Annotated in this window: 20 protein-coding genes; 7 read left to right on the forward strand and 13 right to left on the reverse strand. The window is 58.6% G+C overall.

Annotated elements, in window-relative coordinates; all coding sequences use genetic code 11:
* Positions 1-236 precede the first annotated feature (236 nt).
* A complete protein-coding gene (locus ACR0DG_RS13110) occupies positions 237-1,958 on the reverse strand; it encodes an adenylate/guanylate cyclase domain-containing protein (RefSeq protein ID WP_480698126.1) in 1,722 nt (573 codons plus the stop codon).
* A gap of 285 nt (positions 1,959-2,243) precedes the next feature.
* Here ACR0DG_RS13110 and ACR0DG_RS13115 point away from each other — a divergent pair, with 285 nt between their 5' ends.
* Together ACR0DG_RS13115 and ACR0DG_RS13120 are read left to right on the forward strand one after the other, a co-directional pair.
* The gene (locus tag ACR0DG_RS13115) at positions 2,244-2,477 is read left to right on the forward strand and encodes a DUF1127 domain-containing protein (protein ID WP_480698124.1); all 234 of its coding nucleotides are present in this window, start codon (positions 2,244-2,246) and stop codon (positions 2,475-2,477) included.
* Between the two features lie 46 nt (positions 2,478-2,523).
* Positions 2,524-2,724: a DUF1127 domain-containing protein gene (locus tag ACR0DG_RS13120; RefSeq protein ID WP_480698122.1), complete on the forward strand. Its 201-nt coding sequence runs from the start codon at positions 2,524-2,526 to the stop codon at positions 2,722-2,724.
* Between the two features lie 147 nt (positions 2,725-2,871).
* Here the strand turns inward: ACR0DG_RS13120 and ACR0DG_RS13125 are convergent, their stop codons facing one another.
* Genes ACR0DG_RS13125 through ACR0DG_RS13145 form a run of 5 tightly spaced genes read right to left on the reverse strand, consistent with a single transcriptional unit; the run spans position 2,872 to position 6,629 of the window.
* Positions 2,872-4,014 (reverse strand): saccharopine dehydrogenase family protein, encoded by a 1,143-nt coding sequence (locus tag ACR0DG_RS13125; protein WP_480698120.1) that lies wholly within the window; start codon positions 4,012-4,014, stop codon positions 2,872-2,874.
* 21 nt (positions 4,015-4,035) lie between these two features.
* A complete protein-coding gene (locus ACR0DG_RS13130; RefSeq protein ID WP_480698119.1) occupies positions 4,036-4,284 on the reverse strand; it encodes a SemiSWEET family sugar transporter in 249 nt (82 codons plus the stop codon).
* Positions 4,285-4,295: 11 nt separating this feature from the next.
* Positions 4,296-5,339 (reverse strand): saccharopine dehydrogenase, encoded by a 1,044-nt coding sequence (locus tag ACR0DG_RS13135; RefSeq protein WP_480698117.1) that lies wholly within the window; start codon positions 5,337-5,339, stop codon positions 4,296-4,298.
* A gap of 14 nt (positions 5,340-5,353) precedes the next feature.
* Positions 5,354-5,968 (reverse strand): glutathione S-transferase family protein, encoded by a 615-nt coding sequence (locus ACR0DG_RS13140; protein WP_480698115.1) that lies wholly within the window; start codon positions 5,966-5,968, stop codon positions 5,354-5,356.
* Positions 5,969-5,978: 10 nt separating this feature from the next.
* Positions 5,979-6,629, reverse strand: coding sequence for a histidine phosphatase family protein (locus ACR0DG_RS13145; protein ID WP_480698113.1), 651 nt, complete (start codon positions 6,627-6,629; stop codon positions 5,979-5,981).
* Between the two features lie 354 nt (positions 6,630-6,983).
* On the opposite strand from ACR0DG_RS13145, the gene gcvT reads away from it, so the two are divergent.
* The 3 genes from gcvT to gcvP all read left to right on the forward strand — a co-directional run bounded on the left by gcvT (position 6,984) and on the right by gcvP (position 11,429).
* Positions 6,984-8,081 carry a glycine cleavage system aminomethyltransferase GcvT gene (gene gcvT, locus ACR0DG_RS13150; protein WP_480698111.1) on the forward strand — a complete coding sequence of 366 codons (1,098 nt, stop codon included), beginning with the start codon at positions 6,984-6,986 and terminating at the stop codon, positions 8,079-8,081.
* 17 nt (positions 8,082-8,098) lie between these two features.
* Positions 8,099-8,464, forward strand: a complete 366-nt coding sequence (gene gcvH / locus ACR0DG_RS13155) for a glycine cleavage system protein GcvH (protein ID WP_480698109.1) — start codon at positions 8,099-8,101, stop codon at positions 8,462-8,464.
* A gap of 109 nt (positions 8,465-8,573) precedes the next feature.
* Positions 8,574-11,429, forward strand: a complete 2,856-nt coding sequence (gene gcvP / locus ACR0DG_RS13160; protein ID WP_480698107.1) for an aminomethyl-transferring glycine dehydrogenase — start codon at positions 8,574-8,576, stop codon at positions 11,427-11,429.
* A 29-nt stretch (positions 11,430-11,458) separates the two neighbouring features.
* Here gcvP and ACR0DG_RS13165 read toward each other — a convergent pair whose 3' ends face one another.
* Positions 11,459-12,658 carry a cytochrome-c peroxidase gene (locus ACR0DG_RS13165; protein WP_480698105.1) on the reverse strand — a complete coding sequence of 400 codons (1,200 nt, stop codon included), beginning with the start codon at positions 12,656-12,658 and terminating at the stop codon, positions 11,459-11,461.
* A gap of 84 nt (positions 12,659-12,742) precedes the next feature.
* Between ACR0DG_RS13165 and ACR0DG_RS13170 the strand changes: the two genes are divergently transcribed.
* Positions 12,743-13,213, forward strand: coding sequence for a tetratricopeptide repeat protein (locus tag ACR0DG_RS13170; RefSeq protein ID WP_480698143.1), 471 nt, complete (start codon positions 12,743-12,745; stop codon positions 13,211-13,213).
* Positions 13,214-13,243: 30 nt separating this feature from the next.
* Here the strand turns inward: ACR0DG_RS13170 and ACR0DG_RS13175 are convergent, their stop codons facing one another.
* From ACR0DG_RS13175 to ACR0DG_RS13200, 6 genes are read right to left on the reverse strand one after another with little or no spacing between them, the layout of a single operon-like run.
* Positions 13,244-14,305, reverse strand: a complete 1,062-nt coding sequence (locus tag ACR0DG_RS13175; RefSeq protein WP_480698104.1) for a TRAP transporter substrate-binding protein — start codon at positions 14,303-14,305, stop codon at positions 13,244-13,246.
* 25 nt (positions 14,306-14,330) lie between these two features.
* Positions 14,331-15,620, reverse strand: a complete 1,290-nt coding sequence (locus ACR0DG_RS13180) for a TRAP transporter large permease (RefSeq protein WP_480698102.1) — start codon at positions 15,618-15,620, stop codon at positions 14,331-14,333.
* Positions 15,621-16,208, reverse strand: coding sequence for a TRAP transporter small permease (locus tag ACR0DG_RS13185; RefSeq protein WP_480698100.1), 588 nt, complete (start codon positions 16,206-16,208; stop codon positions 15,621-15,623). It lies immediately after the preceding gene.
* 53 nt (positions 16,209-16,261) lie between these two features.
* Positions 16,262-16,777: a flavin reductase family protein gene (locus ACR0DG_RS13190; protein ID WP_480698141.1), complete on the reverse strand. Its 516-nt coding sequence runs from the start codon at positions 16,775-16,777 to the stop codon at positions 16,262-16,264.
* On the reverse strand, positions 16,777-17,667 hold the full coding sequence (locus tag ACR0DG_RS13195) for an aldo/keto reductase (RefSeq protein ID WP_480698098.1): 891 nt from the start codon (positions 17,665-17,667) through the stop codon (positions 16,777-16,779). Before ACR0DG_RS13195 ends, ACR0DG_RS13190 begins: the two co-directional genes overlap by 1 nt.
* Positions 17,667-18,821: an LLM class flavin-dependent oxidoreductase gene (locus ACR0DG_RS13200; RefSeq protein ID WP_480698096.1), complete on the reverse strand. Its 1,155-nt coding sequence runs from the start codon at positions 18,819-18,821 to the stop codon at positions 17,667-17,669. The genes ACR0DG_RS13195 and ACR0DG_RS13200 overlap by 1 nt, the downstream gene beginning before the upstream one ends.
* 107 nt (positions 18,822-18,928) lie before the next feature.
* Here ACR0DG_RS13200 and ACR0DG_RS13205 point away from each other — a divergent pair, with 107 nt between their 5' ends.
* A complete protein-coding gene (locus ACR0DG_RS13205; protein ID WP_480698095.1) occupies positions 18,929-19,639 on the forward strand; it encodes a GntR family transcriptional regulator in 711 nt (236 codons plus the stop codon).
* The last annotated feature ends 6 nt before the right edge of the window (positions 19,640-19,645 follow it).

Raw genomic sequence — 19,645 nt, forward strand, 5'->3', positions numbered from 1 at the left:
CGGAAGTTAAGCACTGCCGCGCCAATGGTACTTGGGCTTAAGCCCCGGGAGAGTAGGTCACCGCCAAACCTAGTAAAAGCCCAATCCTCTCTAACGATGAAAACCCAGAAAACAAACAACCACACGACGCCCAGACCCTGTAACCGTTCGAATTGCCCACGGCTATCAGTTCGTTGAGCGACACAGATGGGTTTGCCTTGGCTTAATGCCTGACGGTGTGGTCAAGCACTTCTATTTCAGGTGATCTCGAGCTTTTTCTTCAGCGGTCCGCTGTTTTTGATGATGACGGCAGGAACAGGTTCAGAAAGGCCCTGAATTGTAATTCCACCCGTCTTACCCAACATGTCCGCCACGCCCAAGCCACAGAGGTCGTGCATGTATTTCGAGTAGATAATGCCAGCTTCGATCTTATGGGTAACGGTTTCAAAGGCCTCTGCGATGACCGAAACTGTACCGATCGCGGTGACAGGTGTAAGCCCTGTTTGACCTGCAGATTTCCCCACACGCCCGATGACGGCCCGTCCTGAATGAACCCCGATGCCAACTTGCAGTGGTTCCTCAAGATGCTGTTCCAGGCTTCCTTGATGCTGTTGCAATATCAATTGACAGTTAGCCGCGGCTGACAATGCCGATCTTGCAGCCTGCGTTTTGTGTGTTTCCAAACCGAAAACTGCAGTCAAACCATCGTTGGTGAACTTATCGATATGGCCGTTTTGCTCCTCGATCTGCTCGACCATTTGATCCAAAAGCTGGTTCAGAACGAAGATGACGTCATAGGGCAGTGTTTTGTCGACGAAGGGTCTGAACTCTTTGATCTTCAAATTCAGCACACTGACTTCACGTTCTACGCCCCATCCATAAGGGTCTGATTTCAAAGGAGTAGACGCCAGGCGTTTTGGTTGGATCAGTGGACGGATACTGGTGTCGCCGGTTACGCGTGTTTGGCAAGCAAGGCGCATGTTGGGCTCGGCGTTGATTTTGTCGAGCAGCTTACGCTCTGCCGGGCCAATGGGGCTGAGGCCATCCTCTCCCGCGACCACCACAACCCTACAGGTCGAGCAGCGGGCCCGACCGCCGCAAACCGATACATGCGAAAGGCCGTTGTCCCGACTGATGTCCAAAATCGTTTTGCCAGGTGCCGCGTCAACAGTCAGACCTTCCCCGTAGGTGACACGTACGCGGCGTCGCAAACTGGTTGCTATGAAGAACAACAGGAATAATGTCAGAAGTCCGCACAATATGATGACCACCCAACCTTGGGCGATAGCCTGGTATTCCGAAACGGCCTGACGCACGACTGAAACGCGTTCGGCCAATTCTACGGCTTCGGTCGAGCTAGGATCGAGGTTAATCCTAAGCAGTTCGCGCTGTGCGGCCGTCATCCATCCGGCCATTGCGACGATAGGTACAGCGACCGCCAAAGGCAGCAAAACCAATAACCCGTTCTTGTACCATTGTTTAGGGCGCAACCAGAAATGCACGCCGATCATTCCATGTAACCAGACCAGCAACAGCAGCGCGTTCTGCTTGATGGCTGACACCGGCCAGAGCAGCGAAAGCTCTTGTACGTATGTCACGGGAACGCCTGTGACCAATTCTGAACCCCGGGTCACGATGACATGGCTGACCAGCCAATAAGGGATGGCAAGTCCCAGTATGATTTGGAACCAGCGCCAGAATGGCATTTTCAGGCTGCGGATACTCAGAATGCTGATGGCGCCCAAAAGGATGTGCACACCGAACGAGCCGTAAAGAAGAACGGTGCCGGGAACCGAGCTCCAGACAAGGGACATCACCGACAACATGCGATCCATCCAGTCGAGCGATACAAGGCCGAGCGCGTGGTTGATGAAATGACCCGTTGCATAGATCAATAGAACAAGACCGGACCAGAGCCGCGCTTGTTGCGTCAGGGTGCCTTGCCCGTTGGCTTTGATATCCCGGTGATTGATAGCCATGTCAGCGCCTATTCATCCGTCAGTACACCCCTATTCAACTAGCGAATGAACGGGTCACGGATAGTAGGGAATCCCATTGAATCGGCCTTTACCGGTTCACTTTCAGGTGTGGTTTTCGTGTGCAGTTTGACGTCCCTAGGCGGGTCAAGGTCGCTGAAAAAGCGCCGCCAACCGTGCAGGGGACAAGATTAACGAAGCTTAATCTGGCGGACCGACATCGTTAATTTGGCCTGCCTTTATTTGATGTGTGACTGGTAAAGCAACACAAACTCAATGGAGGATAATATGGGAACCGCACAAACTGTTACCCCGCAGAAGAGCCTGTTTTTTGGATTGTTCTCGAACTACGCAGAAGCAAGAGTCGAACAGTTCCGCCGTCGGATTTTTGCCAAAACTGTACGTGAGCTGGAAGCCCTGAGCGACAAGCAATTGGACGATATCGGTGTTCCGCGCGACAAGATCAAAGAGCGTGCTTATCAAAGTGTCTATGCCCATCAGCCCTATCAGCAAGCCGCGTAACACCGGCGAACGCAAATCAAGCTGAAACGTAATAGGGAGGAGAGTTATGCTGGATACGATTTCAAGCATCACGGTGACACCGAACGCCAGTGCATTGGTCCTGTTTGACCGAGCCATGAAAATAAAGGCGATCCGGGCGGATATCGTGCGCGCCGCGCAAGAACTTAACCGCCTAAGCGATCACCAGCTATCAGAGCTGGGAATAAATCGCAGTGACATCGAAGATACGATCGAAAGGTATATCTGAGCGATCATGACTAAAGACCGAAGTCGCGGGATCATTGTCTGTGCTGCTGCACACCGCAGGAACAGGGCAAGCTATAACCCCGCCAAAACAAAAGCCGTTCCGAAACCTCGGAACGGCTTTTGTTTTTGCGTCTAATAAGAAATGGGGTCACATGGTGTGATCCACAATTTGCAAATGCTGTGCCAGCCTGTCGATTTCGGCCATCCAATTCTGTACCAGTTTTGGGTCACTGGGCGCCGCGCTGACACCTGCCGGGATGGCGCGCGCTAGTACTGCCTCTACCGCCAAAGACACAGGGATTGAAACCAGGCGGGCCATTGCTGTGCCTCTGGCATCGCCCCAAGCATCCATCACGTAAGTCTTGTTCCAGACATCTATTCCGTCTTTTTGGGCCTTCAGGCCGACGCACAAAACAACGCGATCGGGCTCGCCTTCGTCATAGGCATTCTCGGCCCAGAACTGATCGGACATCTCTTTCAAGCACGCGTCGCCTTGCGCGCCCGAGAGGCTTTCGATCTCGGTAAACACGTCCGACCACGCATCGGCCCAACCGTTCAGGCGCAGGGTGCCGCGGACGAATTCCTTGACGGTCCAGTGATCTTCGAATTGGTACTCGGCCATGAAAGGCAGCGAGTCCCGATTGGGATAGACCTCAAAGCTTTCGGGTGTGGGCAGCGGCGCGATATAGCTGCTGATCGCGTCCCAGGGCCGCGTAACATCCAGCGGGGCGTAGTCGCGGATCGATTTGGACGGGGACCGCAGCGCCTTTAGCACGCCCAGAGGCGACCAGCTAAACTTATAGCGAAACGGGTTCGGGTTTTTGGGAATGCCACCGCAATATGAGATAAAGCTCAGGTGGTTTTGCGGATCGAATGCACCCGACGCGCGATAATCGGCGACCAGCGCATGGGCCATCAGGTGATCGATCCCCGGGTCCAGCCCAACCTCATTGACCAGCGCCACACCGGCCTCGCGCGCCTTGTCGTCCAGTGCGCGCATTTCGGGGGCGATGTATGAGGATGAGACAAAGTTTGCCTCTTTCGAGATCGCCAGTTCCGCCAGCGGCACATGCCAGTCACCGGGCAGCATGGACACGATCACGTCGCCCTTTTCCAGCACCGCGCCAAGCGCGTCGATGTCAAAGGCTTGGATGTCGTCGGTCAGGTCTCCGACCTCGGCCTTGGCTTTTTCGATGGTCCGGTTCCAGACGGTAACCTTGTGTCCGCCGTCTATCAGGCGGCGCAGGCCGGGGATGGCCGACAGGCCGGTGCCACACCAGTGGATGGTCATTCGTATGCTCCTTTTCGGCTTTCAGCCGAATTTAAGTTTCGCGGTTACAATCGCACCGACCAGCAGAATTGATATCACATTGCCAAGGATCAACGGCCATGCAGCGATCATCAGCCCATAGATCAGCCACAGTGTCAGCGTGGTCAGGATCAGCAAGTTGGCAGGAAGGGACAGGTCTTTTGTTTCGCGGGTGCGCCACGTTTTGAGAGTCTGAGGTAACCAGCACACTGTTCCCAAAATTGCCGCTGCTGCCCCGATCAAGTGTTCCATGGTTGCCTTGCCTAACAGTGTTTGACGAATTCGGCCCGTGCCCGACCCCAGACGCCGCTGTCCAGATCGGTCAGCGTCAGCAGCGAGGGCAGCAGTTGCGCGGCATAGTCCTGCGAGCTTTCGACAGGCAGCATTGAGGGCAGGTTGTCGATGGCCATCACATCCATCACCGGATCATCGGCCACGCGCAGGGCGGGGTCGTCCCATGTTGTGGCGCGGTCATAGACCGGGACCGGGTTGTAATCGCTGTCCGGGTCGCAGGCCACGTCACCGATCGCGGTCAGTTTGCGCGGTGCTGTCAGCGCCTCGCGCGGGACAAAGACGGGCGTGCCGGGGCGCGCAAAGATGCAGTTCAGGAACAGGTTGTGATCAAGAATTTCGGGGAAGGGTCCGCCGCTGGCAGTCTCGGCCATATCCCATTTGGTCACGGCGACGCCCATAGCCTCGCACAGATCCGCAGCGCCCGTGCCCACGCGGCCCAATGCGCCGATGACGATGGCCGTTGGGCGGGTGCCGGTGGTGTCCAACTGTGCCAGCAGTTCGGCATTCAGCGCGTCCTTGCCGGGGTAAACGCCAACCGGGGGACATTCCTGCCCCTGTTGCTGGGCGACCCATGTCTTAAGCGTGACCGCAGCGCCCGCATACCCGGCCCAATAGCCAAAGGCAGCAACACGGCGGCCATCTTCGTCCACCAGATATTCCAGATCATAAAGCGTGCCGCCGCCGGCCTTGAACCGCTCTAGCAGCGCGCGGCCTGAGTGCTGGCCCTTATAGGCATGGCCAAACATGATGTGGCGATGGGGCAAAGGCGTCCCGTCTTCCGGCAACTCTTTCAGGCCGAAGATGATCGCATCCAGCGGGGCTTCGGGCCACGAGTTCTCGGCTGCGATCTCACACCCGGCCTCTTTGTAGCCGTCCAGCGGGATGGCGCGGACCGAGCTTTCCTCGACCGTCACGCGGATACCTGCCGCGATCAACGCCGCAGCGCCTTCGGGGGTCAGCCCAACCCGTTCCTCGTTCGGGCGCTGTTCTGCCCGGACCCAGAGATGTGTCATTCTTATTCCTTTTGTCAGAGCATCCCGGCGGCACGCACCGCCTGAACCGAAGGTCTGGCCTCCATCGCGTCGCGGAAGGCGATAATCTTGGGAAAGGCCGAGACATCAACCCCGTCCCCTTCCAGCCAGCTGCACACGACGTAAAGGTAGGCATCGGCCAGCGAGAACGTGTCACCCAGAACGAATGGCCCACGCAACCCGTTGGACGAGATATACTCGCAGGACGCAGTCATCGTCTGGGTAACCTTGTCCTTCATGTCTTTCAAACTGGGCTTTTTGTCTGCCCAACGGTGCCCACGCATCTTGTGGGCGTGGTTCACATGCATGGTCGAGGCAAGGTAGTACATCACCTCACGCATCCGCGCCGCCATCACCGGATCCTCAGGGACCAGCCCCGCCTGCGGAGCAATCGTCGCAATATAGTCCAGCAGCGCGCCGGTCTCGGTCAGAATGCCGCCCTCAACCGCCAGCGCCGGAACGCGACCCTTGGGGTTGATCTGCCTGTAGGCGGGCTTTGTCTGTTCACCACCAGCGAAGTCCAGCTTGATCGCTTCATAGTCGAGCCCGCTTTCTTCGAGCACAATGGCGACAGCGACCGAGATCGTGCGCGGGGCATAATAGAGCTGCATCGTAGCCTCCTTACAGGTGAGTTTGTGCGAATTGCCGGTCTGGTGCTTCCAGATGTGGCACAGCGTTGAACAACACCGGGCTCAGCTGCGTTCCAATCGGGTGAAGACGGTGCATCGACGTATTCATGATCGCAAGCGCCACCCGCGCCATGGCCGGAATATCCAACCCCATGGCCTGTCGCACCACCATCGAGATCAACCCGCCAGAGGTCACCACGATGGCGGGCCCACCTTCGGTGCCAATATCGCGCAGCGCGTCTGATACGCGGGTTTCGAATTCGACAAAGGTTTCAGGGGTATCCTGAATCTCGCCATTGGCCCAGGCTGCGAAAGTTCGCGGCAGGTGTTCGACGAACTCTTCGCGGTCGGTGGGAACGGCTATGCCCTTTTGATCTTCAAGCAACTTGGCGAGCGTGAAATACTCAATCTCGTTCAGCCTTGCGTCCTGAATCGGTTCAGGAAGGCCCATGCTGGCCGATGTCTCGACGTGCCTGGTCAGGGTCCCACAATACACGCGTGGATAATGTGCCCGTGTGGCTTGCAGATGCGCGCCAAGCCAATGTGCCTGTTGATGGCCCAGTTCACTGAGCTTGTCATAGTTCTGTTCATCCCGTGCAGCGGTGTTGGCTTGGCCGTGACGTATCAGGGTAATATGTGACATGTGCGCCTCTCTTGCCGCAAAGTCTTAGGGCAGGTTCCCGGTCGGGACCAGAGACGTTCGCTCGCTGGATGGCAAAAAACTTGGGGATTGAACCTGCTTACCCGAAAGCGCGCGGCTTGTTTCCGTTCATGGTAAAATTCCCGTGTTGCGTAACGGAAAAAAGTTTCCTATACGACACAAAATCAGGCATACACGAGTATACTGACGATTCTGCACTTAACCAAACACGCTGGCATCTGCTGGTTGACTTGGGGAATGGTCCCGGAAAAAGTTGGAAAGGAACGTATGTCGCACCTTGTTGCCCAACCGATATGGGCAGCAGTTTTGGACAACGGGCTTGGAGGGGTCTTCGACATGACTGACGCACCAAAACGCACACCGCTCTACGATCTTCATGTCGAGCTTGGCGGTAAGATAATCGACTTTGCAGGGTGGGAGATGCCGGTCCAATATCCTTTGGGGATTATGGGCGAGCATAAGCAGTGCCGGGAAAAAGCGGCTGTGTTTGACGTCAGCCATATGGGTCAGGTGATCCTTCGGGGTGAAAACGTGGGCGAAAAGCTCGAGGCACTGTGCCCCCAAGCCTACGAAACCTTGAAAGAGGGCAAGGCGCGGTACGGGTTTTTCACCAATGCCGATGGCGGGATCATGGATGACCTGATCGTGTCGAATGCGGGGGACCACTATTTTGTAGTGGTGAATGCCGCGCTGCGCCATCAGGACATCCCGCATATGCAGGCGCATTTAGACGGCGTTGAGGTAACCGAAATCTTCGACCGCGCTCTGGTGGCCGTGCAAGGTCCGAAGGCCGAGGAGGTTGTTGGGGGCCTTTGTCCCGCGGCGCGTGATCTCAAGTTCATGGAAACTACGGTGGCGGAAATCAACGGTGTAGAATGCCGTATTTCGCGTTTGGGATATACAGGTGAAGACGGGTACGAAATCTCGATCCCCGAGGCTGAAGCGATAGGGATAACCCGCGCGTTTTTGGCCCATGATGATTGCGAGCCCGCTGGTTTAGGCGCGCGCGATAGCCTGAGACTCGAGGCTGGTTTGTGCCTCTACGGCAATGATATCGACCAGATGACCTCTCCGATCGAAGCCTCTCTGGGTTGGGCGATCCAGAAACGCCGCAAAGAAGAAGGCGGCTTTCCCGGTGCAGAACGCATCCAGATGGAACTGGCAGAGGGGCCTACGCGCAAGCTGGTTGGCATCAAGCCCGAAGGCCGCGCCCCCGCGCGTCAGGGCGTTGAGATCCAATGTGCCGAGCGCAACACAATTGGTCAGATCACATCGGGTGGTTTCGGCCCCACGGTCGGTGGCCCGGTAGCAATGGGTTATGTCTCAGCAGGACACGCCGCTCCGGGCGAAACTGTCAACCTGATCATCCGGGGCAAGCCGCAACCGGCGCAGATCGTGGCGCTGCCCTTCGTCACACAGAATTACAAGCGTTGAAGTCAGGAGAGAGAAGCATGGCAACCTATTATTCCGAAGAGCATGAATGGATCGATGTCGATGGCGACACGGCCACTCTGGGCATTACCCAGCACGCTGCCGAGCAGCTTGGGGATGTGGTGTTCGTTGAACAACAGGAAGTTGGCGACGAATTTGCCAAGGATGGCGAGATTGGCGTGATCGAGTCAGTCAAAGCCGCTTCGGAACTCTACGCGCCGGTGGATGGTGAGATCATTGAGGTTAACGAAACCCTTGCAGATAACCCTGGCGCTCTGAACGAAGATCCAGAAGGCAACGCGTGGATCTACAAAATCAAGATCGCAGACGCATCGCAGCTCGAAGATCTGATGGACGAAGCGGGCTACAAAGCTTTCATCGGCTGAACCCAAGGCGGGTCCCCGCGCGGATCCGTCCTTCATCTGGCTAAAAATATCCCCGCCGGAGGCATCTGCCACAGCGGCCGGGCGGGACCTTCCTTGAGGAGCGCTACCAATGGCTTTCAAACTCACCGATTACGAAGCCTATGACTTCGCCAACCGCCGCCATATCGGGCCCAGCCCGACCGAGATGCGCGATATGCTCAAGGTGATCGGCTTCAAGACGCTGGACCAGCTGATCGACGCCACTGTCCCACCTGCGATCCGGCAAAAGGAACCGCTGGACTGGGGTCCGGCGATGACCGAACGCGATGCGCTGTTCCATATGAAAGAGGTGGCGAGCAAGAACAAGGTTCTGACCTCACTGATCGGTCAGGGCTATTACGGCACCACCACGCCCGCACCGATCCTGCGCAACATCCTGGAAAACCCGGCCTGGTACACGGCCTACACGCCTTATCAGCCCGAGATCAGCCAGGGCCGTCTTGAGGCGCTTCTGAACTTCCAGACCATGGTTAGTGACCTGACCGGGCTGGACGTCGCCAATGCCTCCCTGCTGGACGAAGCCACCGCAGCGGCTGAGGCGATGGCCATGGCCAAACGTGGCGGGCGGTCCAAGGCCAACAACGCAGCCTTCTTTGTCGACCGCAACTGCCACCCGCAGACCATCGCTGTGATCAAAACCCGCGCCGAGCCTTTGGGCATCGACGTGCAGGTGGGCGACCCCGACAGCCTCGACGCCGGTGCGGTGTTTGGCGCGATCTTCCAGTACCCCGGCACCCACGGCCATGTGCGCGACTTCACCGCCGAGATCGCGGCGCTGCACGAACACAAAGCCATCGCCATCGTCGCCGCTGACATCCTGTCGCTGGCGCTGCTGAAATCCCCGGGTGAGATGGGCGCGGATATTGCCATCGGCTCGACCCAGCGTTTTGGTGTGCCGATGGGCTATGGCGGCCCGCACGCGGCCTATATGGCGACCACCGACAAGCTGAAACGCGCCATGCCCGGCCGGATCATCGGTGTCAGCATCGACAGCCGGGGCAACAAGGCTTATCGCCTCGCCCTGCAGACCCGCGAGCAGCACATTCGCCGCGAAAAGGCGAACTCGAACGTCTGCACCGCGCAGGCGCTGCTGGCCGTCATCGCCTCGATGTATGCCGTCTACCATGGCCCCGACGGCATCAAGGCCATCGCGCAATCGGTGCACCGCAAGACCTCGCGTCTGGCTGTTGGTCTGGAAGAGGCGGGCTTCACGGTCGAACCTGAGGTATTCTTTGACACCATCACCGTGGAAGTCGGCCACCTGCAAAAGACCGTCATGGAGGCCGCCGTGGCTCGTGGCGTCAACCTGCGCAAGGTCGGCGAGACGAAAGTAGGCATCAGCCTCGATGAACAAACCCGCGCTGAAACCATCGAGGCCGTCTGGGGTGCCTTTGGTATCGACCGCACCGATGACAGTTCGAACGTCGCCTACCGCTTGCCGGATTACGCGCTGCGCGAGACGCCCTATCTGACCCACCCGATCTTCCACAAGAACCGGGCCGAGGCCGAGATGACCCGCTATATGCGCCGTCTGGCCGACCGCGATCTGGCGCTGGACCGGGCGATGATCCCGCTGGGCTCTTGCACCATGAAGCTGAACGCCACGATCGAGATGATCCCGGTCACATGGCCCGAGTTCGGCAATCTGCACCCCTTTGCTCCGGAAGATCAGGCGCAGGGCTATCATGAGATGATTGCCGATCTGAACGACAAGCTGTGCCAGATCACCGGCTATGACGCGATCTCCCAGCAGCCCAACTCGGGCGCGCAGGGCGAGTATGCAGGCCTGCTGACCATCCGCAACTATCACTTCGCCCGCGGCGAAGGGCACCGCAATGTCTGCCTGATCCCGACCTCGGCACACGGGACCAACCCGGCCTCGGCCCAGATGGTGGGCTGGCAGGTGGTGCCGGTGCAATCGGATGAGAACGGCAATATCGACCTGAATGACTTCCGCGCCAAGGCCGAGAAGCATTCCGATCATCTGGCCGGTTGCATGATCACCTACCCCTCGACCCATGGCGTGTTCGAGACCACCGTGCAAGAGGTCTGCCAGATCACCCATGATCACGGCGGTCAGGTCTATATCGACGGCGCCAACATGAACGCCATGGTGGGTCTGTCGCGCCCCGGTGACATCGGCGGAGACGTCAGCCACCTGAACCTGCACAAGACCTTCTGCATCCCCCATGGCGGTGGCGGCCCCGGCATGGGCCCCATCGGCGTCAAAGCGCACTTGGAGGAACACCTGCCGGGCCACCCGGAATACGGCACCGCCGTGGGTCCGGTCTCGGCGGCGCCCTTCGGCTCGCCCTCAATCCTGCCGGTCAGTTGGGCCTATGTGCTGCTGATGGGCGGCGCGGGTCTGACGCAGGCGACCAAGGTGGCGATCCTGAACGCCAACTACATCGCCGCACGTCTGCAGGATGCCTATCCGATCCTATATACTTCCGAGACCGGACGTGTGGCACATGAATGCATCCTCGACACGCGCCCGCTGGACGCCGAGGCGCATGTGACCGTGGACGATGTCGCCAAGCGTCTGGTCGACAGCGGCTTCCACGCCCCGACCATGTCCTGGCCGGTGGCGGGTACGCTGATGGTGGAGCCGACGGAATCCGAGCCGAAGGACGAACTAGACCGTTTCTGCGACGCCATGCTGTCCATCCGGGCCGAGGCGCAGGACATCATCGACGGCAAGATCGACGCAGAGAACAACCCGCTGAAAAACGCCCCCCACACGGTGCGCGATCTGGTCGGAGACTGGGACCGCCCCTACACCCGCGAACAGGCCTGTTTCCCTCCGGGTTCCATGGGCGTCGACAAATACTGGTCGCCGGTCAACCGCGTCGATAACGCCTACGGCGACCGAAACCTCGTATGCACTTGCCCGCCGATGTCGGAATACGAGGAAGCAGCAGAATAACAAAAAAGCCCTGCATTTGCGGGGCTTTTTTACGGCTCGAAATCTGCTGGCACACCGAAAGGCGGTGCATCCACACTTGTTCCAGTCAGTGCGTGCATAAACGCCACAAGGCTACTGATTTCGGCGTCCGACAACTGCACCGGGGTTATGTCGATCTTTTTGCGCTGCCGCTCCATTTCCAGCCGATCATCCCACACTATAAAATCGGCTTTTTGCAGCCACGAGATGCGGGGCAACGCCGCCATATCTTTTGTCCAGTGTGACAGGCTGTGTTCGGGGTTCAGATGATGCCGGATCATGCTTTCGAGATCAGGAAACGCTCCGTTATGCCCGTAAGGTGCGGTCAGGGCGACATTGCGTAGCATCGGGGTGCGAAAGCGATAGGCGTCCTCAAGCCGGTCGCTTTCGCCCATGCGGCCAACGTCGCGCACATAAGGATCCCATTGCCGCGTGCGCCCCGGACCAAAGGGCGGTAGCGCCAGCGCATGGAATTCCTGATCCGACATTAGCGGGCCGGAATGGCACGAGGCGCAATTTGCCTTGCCATAGAACAGGTCCATTCCCTCTTTCTGATCTGTCGTCAGGGCTGATGCGTCGCCCGTCAAATACTGATCGAAGGGGCTGTCGGCACTGCGCCACTCAACCGCCATGAACGCGGCCAGGGCGTTGGCGATCTGGGTGATGGTGATGTCTTCGGTCGTTTCAACCTCATCAAAAGCGGCGACCATGGCCTTGCCATAGCGCGGATCGGTACGCACGCGTTTGGCAAGGATCGGCCAGCCCAGATCAATCCGGTCGGCAACCGCTCCGGTCACTTGATTTTCGCCGACATTCCCGGCCATTTCGAATTGCGACGTCAGCGGGAACAGCGCCTGCGCGGCCAACAGAGAATTCAGGCCCTCAGGCAGCCATTCCTGCGCGGGAGAGTTGAACCCGTTGCCGTAGACATCCGAGATACTCAGGCGGCCATCGTGGAATACGGTGTGAATCTCTTTCGCGCCAAGGTTCCAAAGTCCGGGCGAGTTGCGTGGAATGCGTTTGCGGATTCTGTCCTCTCCTGTGCCGGGTTTGCGATCCGGCCCCAGTCCTTGCCCGCCTTCGCCTATGCCCAAAGACAACCCGTCCGAAGTGCCAAAATCCGGGTGGTGGCAATGGGCGCAGGATATGTTCTGGTTGCCTGACAAGATGGGGTCATAAAACAGTTGATGACCGATGGCAGCCTGTTTCATATCAAAGGGGATAAAGTCATCATCGGTCAGTGGGCGGGGCAGTTCCTGCGCTGCCGCTGCACTGACGAAAAGGAAGAAAATCCCATGCGCCAGCTTGTATTTGCCCTTTGCCTTTTTGCGAGCCCCGCGCTGGCCGAGTTGGAACAAGCACGCGACATGATGGAGGCGGGCGAATTTGAGGCCGCGCGCAAGGAACTGCTGCCCGCCGCGCGGTCCGGCAATGCCGAGGCCGAAGAGTTGATCGGCGTCATGTACGGCCTTGGGCTGGGGGTCGAGCAGGACTACGAGCGGGCGTTTGAATGGTACTTGCGCGCGTCGATGAAAGGGCATCCGGGGGCGCAGTCGGGTGTCGGCTGGTACTATGAGCTGGGTCTGGGCATGCCTGCGCCCGATCTGGTTCGGGCGTATATGTGGTACACGCTTAGCGCGATTGGCGGCGACCCCGATGCGGCGATCAGCCTTGAGGAAGTGGTCAAGAAAATGACGCCGGAGCAGATTGAAAGAGCGCATGTTCTGGTGAATGACTACAAAGGGTGGATGTACCCGTTTCGGTAAGGGCCGGACGCAGCGCCCGGCCCCTTTCGCTTAGTTCAGATCCGCGTCGCGTGAGGCGTTGATATCAGCCTCGGCCGCTGCAACCGCTTCGGTCAGGGCGTTGAACACCTCGTCCCCGCGGGCCACGTTGGACTGGAACCAGTCATAGACCGGGGTTGCGGCCTCTTTGAACGCAGCTTTCTGGTCGGGTGTCGGCACGTAGAGGTCGCCGCCACCAGCGACGAAATCCTCATAGGCCTGGATCGACTTGCGCTTGGGCGAGGCAAAGGTGGCCTGCTGCAGCGCATAGAACCCGTCGACAACCACGCGGCGCATGTCCTCGGGCATCTCCTGGAACTTGGCGTTATTCATCCACCACAGCGCGCCCATATAGGCGTGGCCGTCCAGTGTGACGTATTGCAGACCGGCATCGGGGAATTTCATCCCCATGATGTCGGTGATCCCGTTCTTGGACCCTTCAACCACACCGGTCTGGAAGCTGGTGAACAGTTCAGGCCACGGGATCGGGGTGGGCGATGCACCCAGTGCCTTGACCAGCTCTTGCGGCAGGTCAGCGACCACGGTGCGGATTTTCAGACCTTCCATATCCGCAGGTTCGGCGATGCGACGCTGGGTGTTGGCAAAGTTGCGCCAGCCGCCGGTGTTGCCAATGGTCATCAGACGGATCGCGCCGCCGGAATCCTCAAGCGCCATGTCGCGGACCTTGCGGGTGAAATCGCCGGACAGCACATGCTCGGCCACGCGGTCATCGGCCATCAGATAGGGCAGGTCCAGGACCTGCACGTAGGGGAAGATGCCCGACGCGCCGCCCGAGGTCGAAATATAGATGTCGATCGTACCGTCAGCCACGCCTTGCAGGCACTCGGCCCCGTTCGAGCACAGCTGCGTGCCGATGAACAATTCGACCTCGATGGCGCCGTTCGAGGCAGCCTCGACATAGTTCTTGAAGACGATCAGACCGTCATAATCCTCGTCATTCTCGTTCGAGTTCGCTGTCGCGCGCAGGGTATAGTCGGCGGCAACGGCAGATATGGCGGACGCGGCCACCAGCGATGTGGCCACCGCTGCGGTTTGGAAAAGTCTTCTGAGCATGCGTTTCCTCCCTGTGATACTCAGTTCAGTTTGCAAATCCCGTTATCCTCGGGATTGTCATGGATAGTGCGGGGACATAGGTGATCAAAAAGATCACTATGATTTCGACAGCCAGAAATGGCAGGATTGCCTTGGCAATGGTCTCGACCTTTTCGCGCGACACAGCGGCGGCCACGAACAGCACTAGCCCCATGGGCGGAGTGGCCAGACCGACGGTCAGGTTAACGCTCATGATAATAGCAAAATGGATCGGGTCCACGCCGAGGCTGGTAAAGATCGGGCCAAGGATGGGACCAAGAATGATGATTGCCGGGCCTGCATCCAGAAACATGCCCACGACAAACAGCAACAGGTTGATCAGGAACAGCAGGATCAGCGGGTTTTCTGACAGGCCAAGGATCAGTGCTGCCAATTGTTCAGGCGCGTGGCTGAGGCTGACGACGGTCTTGAATGCCATCGCCGCGCCGACCAGCAGCAAAACCACGGCCGAGGTCAGGCCTGCGTTGCTAAGAATCTCGGGCACCTCTTTGATCGTCAGGGTGCGCAAGACGAAGAACCCGATTATGAAAGCATAGCCCACGGCCACGGCGGCGGCCTCGGTCGGAGTGAAGATTCCTCCAAGGATACCGCCCAGAATGATGACCGGTGTGAGCAAAGGAAAGAAAGCCTTGAGGCTGGCCTGACGACGCTCGGGCCATGTGTATTTGCGGCTTGCGACAGGGAAATCGTATTTGTCGGCCATGACCTTGATCATCAGCATCAGGCCGACGCCAACCATTACACCCGGCACGATGCCCGCAAGGAACAGAGCCGCAACGCTTTCACCCATCACATAGGCATAGATGATCATGATGCCCGAAGGTGGAATGATAGGCCCGATCACCGAGCTGGCCGCCGTGATCGCAGCGGCGAAACGGCGGGTATAGCCCTGTTTCTCCATCGCCGGGATCAGCATCGAGCCCAGTGCCGAGGTATCGGCCACCGCCGATCCAGACAGCCCGGCGAACAGGATTGAACTCAGAACGTTGACATGGGCCAGACCGCCGCGGAAGTGGCCCATCAGTGCCTGAGAGAACTCGACCAGACGGATGGTGATGCCGCCGCGGTTCATCAGCTCTCCGGCCAGCATGAAGAAGGGAATGGCCATCAACGGGAAGCTGTCCATACCATTGTAGACATTGCGGTACAGCAGCGTGATGTCGGCAGTTTGACCGTTCAGCCACAGCAGAATACCGGGCGCGGCCAACAGGGCGAAAAAGACCGGCAGGCCGATCATTAGGAACACGAGGAAGGTGGGCAGAAACCAGATCAGCATCTATTCAGCCCCCACCGGCGCATCTGCGATTTCAGGGAGCATGTCCCCGCCGCCCAGCATCGTTACGATGGCGCGCAAGATAAGCTCGATATTCACAACCAACAGAAGAATGACCCCCACCAGCAACGAGGCCATCATCCAGCTGCGCGGGACGCGGTACCATTCGTCAAAGCCCAGCGAAGTCGGAACATAGAGCGCCGCCGTGGCAAAGCGGCCGCCGAAACCCGTTACCTCAGACCAGCCGATATTCACCGCGACGGCCAGCACCACCAGAGAGACGAACAGCAGGAACAGCATCAACACCTGCCCCAGCACGCGCGGCAGCATCATTGGCACCATATCGATCGCCACGAATCCGCCGCGCCGGAACGCAGTGGGGGCCATCAGCCCGGTCATCCACAGCATGCAGAAGCGCGCGGCCTCATCCGGCCAGGGTAGGGCGTTGCCCAGAACGTATCGGAAGAACACCTGAATCAGGATTGCGATCACCATCAATGCAATCGCAACGACACCAACCGCGCGGCCCAAACGCAGCACGGTTTCGTTCACGAATGCAATCGGCGCAAGCGCCGTTGCCAGTCCGCTCATGCGGATCCTCCCTTGTTCAGCCGCAGGTTTGTCCCGCGGTCGTCAGATCGCGCTTAGTGTTGCGCGAATTGGCCGAGTTTCCCGGCGTAGAATGTCAGCGCGTCTCCGTCCGCCATGCTGACTTTCAGGACTTTGCCCACCACGATCACGTGATCGCCTGCATCGTGATAGGCATGCTGTTCACACTCAAACCGCGCCAGACAATCCGGCAGCAAAGGTGTTCCGTTCCCGCAGCGGTCGTGGTCGATATCCCGCAGGGCGAACGCGTCTTTAGAGCAGCCAAAACACAGATCGGCCTGTTCCGACGATAGCACGTGCACGCTGAAATGGCGCGCCTTGTGGAAATAGGGGAACCTGCGCGAGTTGCGATCGCCGGCCCACATGACCAGCGGGGGGTCCAGCGACAGCGATGAAAAGCTGTTGGCGGTGATGCAGACCGGGCCATCGTCGCTGTCACAGGTGACGATGGTGACACCGGTGGCAAACTTGCCAAAAGCGTCCCGCAGGGTGCGGGTGTCATCTTTGTGCGGGACGAATGTGCGAGTGATGTCCTTTGAGATTGCGTTCATCATGGTACCTCATGCCCCAGTGCCGCCTCATAAAGACGGAACCAGCTTTCACGATCCAGGTTGACTTTCAGCGCGTCCGAAATGCCTTGAATCCGGGTCAGGTTGTTGGTGCCCATCACCGGCAGAATCCCTGCCGGGTGCGCCAGCAGAAAAGCGACGGCAACTGCCGCGCGATCCACGCCGAATTCGGCAGCTATCTCATCTGCAACTATGCCGACCGGTGGATTTCCCGCCATCAGCAACCCACCCCCCAGCGGAGACCACGCCATAACGTGCTGGCCGTGCTGCTGATGAAAGGCAAGATCGCCATTGGTGAAAGGGCTTATCTGACCCAGAGACAGCTCGATCTGGTTAGTGACCAGCGGCGTCTTCATCGCCGATTGCAGCAGGTTCCAGTCCCAAGGACGGAAGTTCGACACGCCGACAGCACGCACCTTGCCGCTGGCGACCACCTCATCCAGTGCGGCGCCGGTTTCATGGTGGTCCATGAACGGATCAGGACGGTGGATCAGCAACAGATCGATATGGTCGATGGCCATCTCGGTCAGAGAAGTATCGACAGATTTCAGGATATGCGCGCGCGAGGTGTCATAGTATTTGACCTTCGCGTCCGAATACCGTCCACAGGGCGCGACGATATCGCATTTGGTGACGATCTCCATCTTTGACCGCAGGGTCGGATTGGCGCGCAGGGCGGTACCCAGAATGCCTTCGGCCGTGTAGTCGCCGTAGATATCCGCCTGATCGAAACTGGTGATCCCCTGATCCAGACAGGCTTGTATCTTGGCCTCGACATGTGCGGCCGAGGTGTCATCGTCATCTCCGATGCGCCACATGCCGTAGACGATGCGGCTCAGGTCCAGCGTGTCGGATAGTTTCACACGTTGCATCAGCGACGAACTCCGTTGCCCAGCGGGGTCGCCGGGGTATTTGCAGGCACGCGCCCGTATTCTTCGGGCAGCGAGCAGGTTTTCAGATTGGGCAGGACGCGGGCCCCGAAATGCTTGGCCTCATCCATGTGCGGATAGCCCGAGAAGATGAAGGCGCGGATGCCCATCTTTTGGTATTCTTCGATCTTGGTCATCACTTGGTCGGTCGATCCGACCAAAGCCGCGCCGCAGCCGGATCGCGCGCGGCCAACACCTGTCCACAGGCCCGGTTCGACATAGCCATATTCATCCGCCAGATCGCGGTTCTTGGCCTGATGCGCCACGCCCAAAGAGGTCGCGTCCAGCGCCCGTTCTCGGATCGTACGGCCATATTCGTCATCCAGCTTCGAGACGATATAATCCGCGTATTCCTGCGCCTCGGCTTCGGTATCGCGGACGATCATGTGAACGCGCAGACCGTAATCCAGCGTGCGGTTGTAGTTTTCAGCCACGGCGTGAACGGCCTTCATCCGCTCGGCTAGTTGATCCTTGGTTTCGGGCCACATCAGGTAGACGTCGCAATGCTCGCCACACAGGTCCAGCGCCGATGGAGAATACCCTCCGAAATACAGCAGCGGACCGCCGGTTTGATACGGCTTGGCCGGATCGGTGGTCAGGCCTGAGAAGTTATAGACCTCGCCCGCATGGTTGATCTCATCTAATGTCCAGGCTTGCTTGAGGATCTCGACCACCTCGCGGGACCGCTGATAGCGGAACGCGCTGTCGGCTTTCTCGCCGGGGAAGTCGGACGAGATGATGTTCACCGTCAGCCGCCCTTGCAGCATGTGATCCAGCGTTGCGATGGTGCGGGCCAACATGATCGGCTGCATCTCGCCACAACGCACGGCGGCCAGCAGGTTGATCCGGTCTGTGATCGGCGCGCAGCCCGCCACGAAACTCAGCGTGTCCTGACCGACCTGATAGGAAGATGGGCACAGGATGTTACGAAACCCTTGCGCTTCGGCTTCGCGCACGATGCCGGAACAATGTTCCCAACTGGATCGCAGGTCACCGTCGGGGACACCCAGAAACTGATAATCGTCTGAACACAAAGCTGCGAACCACGAAACCTCGGCCGCATCCAGATCGGGGGATGTGATGGGGACGATGGTCATTTGATTCGTTCTCCGTGCAGCTTTGACTTTCCTCTTGCGTAGCAATCACTTTGATGTAGATCAATAGTGTATCAATTTTTCCCGCGACTCAATGAAGCGCTTTTCCGATGGCAACAACGCACCGCAACCCCAACGCCCTGCCGATCTACGTTCAGATCGCCGAGCTTTTGATCCGCGATATTGCCGCCGGACGCCTGATGGACGGCGAACGTCTGCCCCCGGAGCGGGACATGGCAGCCAACCTCAATGTCTCGGTCGGGACATTGCGAAAATCGCTGGCAGAGCTTGAAAAGAAGGGCATGCTAGAGCGCGTTCAGGGTTCTGGGAACTACATCCGCGAGACGGGAACGCAGAACAGTGTCTATGCGATGTTCCGGCTGGAATTGCCCGAAGGTGGAGGACTACCGCGCGCTGATATCCTGTCCGTTGACCATCTTGCGAAACCTGCCGACCTGCCGCGCTTTGGGGCATCTGATCGCGGTTCGCGGGTGCGCCGGATGCGCTATCTGAATGACACAATTATCGCGGTCGAGGAAATCTGGCTGGACGAATCCGCCGGTTTGATTGATCGCGCGTTGCTTTCAGATTCGCTGTATCGCTATTACCAGCAGCAATTGGGTTTCTGGATCACCCGCGCCGAAGACCGGGTGAGTATCCGTGCTTTGCCCGACTGGACGCCCGCGGGGTTCACAAAACCAGCGGGCCAAACAGCTGGCTATATCGAGCGGTTCAGCTGGTCGGAAAAACCCGAACCGGTTGAGTTTTCTAAAACGTGGTTTGACCCGGACCGGGCGACCTATGTCCAACGTCTGAAGTAAAAGGAA

Source organism: Ruegeria sp. BG8 (assembly GCF_056538325.1).

Coding starts and splice junctions, on each gene's coding strand:
- ACR0DG_RS13120 (WP_480698122.1), top strand. CDS start 2,524: ATGCTGGATACGATTTCAAGCATCACGGTGACACCGAACGCCAGTGCA.
- ACR0DG_RS13140 (WP_480698115.1), bottom strand. CDS start 5,968: ATGCAGCTCTATTATGCCCCGCGCACGATCTCGGTCGCTGTCGCCATT.
- gcvP (WP_480698107.1), top strand. CDS start 8,574: ATGGCTTTCAAACTCACCGATTACGAAGCCTATGACTTCGCCAACCGC.
- ACR0DG_RS13185 (WP_480698100.1), bottom strand. CDS start 16,208: ATGAGCGGACTGGCAACGGCGCTTGCGCCGATTGCATTCGTGAACGAA.
- ACR0DG_RS13130 (WP_480698119.1), bottom strand. CDS start 4,284: ATGGAACACTTGATCGGGGCAGCAGCGGCAATTTTGGGAACAGTGTGC.
- ACR0DG_RS13175 (WP_480698104.1), bottom strand. CDS start 14,305: ATGCTCAGAAGACTTTTCCAAACCGCAGCGGTGGCCACATCGCTGGTG.
- ACR0DG_RS13180 (WP_480698102.1), bottom strand. CDS start 15,620: ATGCTGATCTGGTTTCTGCCCACCTTCCTCGTGTTCCTAATGATCGGC.
- ACR0DG_RS13190 (WP_480698141.1), bottom strand. CDS start 16,777: ATGAACGCAATCTCAAAGGACATCACTCGCACATTCGTCCCGCACAAA.
- ACR0DG_RS13115 (WP_480698124.1), top strand. CDS start 2,244: ATGGGAACCGCACAAACTGTTACCCCGCAGAAGAGCCTGTTTTTTGGA.
- ACR0DG_RS13200 (WP_480698096.1), bottom strand. CDS start 18,821: ATGACCATCGTCCCCATCACATCCCCCGATCTGGATGCGGCCGAGGTT.
- ACR0DG_RS13170 (WP_480698143.1), top strand. CDS start 12,743: ATGCGCCAGCTTGTATTTGCCCTTTGCCTTTTTGCGAGCCCCGCGCTG.
- ACR0DG_RS13195 (WP_480698098.1), bottom strand. CDS start 17,667: ATGCAACGTGTGAAACTATCCGACACGCTGGACCTGAGCCGCATCGTC.
- ACR0DG_RS13145 (WP_480698113.1), bottom strand. CDS start 6,629: ATGTCACATATTACCCTGATACGTCACGGCCAAGCCAACACCGCTGCA.
- ACR0DG_RS13165 (WP_480698105.1), bottom strand. CDS start 12,658: ATGAAACAGGCTGCCATCGGTCATCAACTGTTTTATGACCCCATCTTG.
- ACR0DG_RS13135 (WP_480698117.1), bottom strand. CDS start 5,339: ATGACACATCTCTGGGTCCGGGCAGAACAGCGCCCGAACGAGGAACGG.
- ACR0DG_RS13125 (WP_480698120.1), bottom strand. CDS start 4,014: ATGACCATCCACTGGTGTGGCACCGGCCTGTCGGCCATCCCCGGCCTG.
- gcvT (WP_480698111.1), top strand. CDS start 6,984: ATGACTGACGCACCAAAACGCACACCGCTCTACGATCTTCATGTCGAG.
- gcvH (WP_480698109.1), top strand. CDS start 8,099: ATGGCAACCTATTATTCCGAAGAGCATGAATGGATCGATGTCGATGGC.
- ACR0DG_RS13205 (WP_480698095.1), top strand. CDS start 18,929: ATGGCAACAACGCACCGCAACCCCAACGCCCTGCCGATCTACGTTCAG.
- ACR0DG_RS13110 (WP_480698126.1), bottom strand. CDS start 1,958: ATGGCTATCAATCACCGGGATATCAAAGCCAACGGGCAAGGCACCCTG.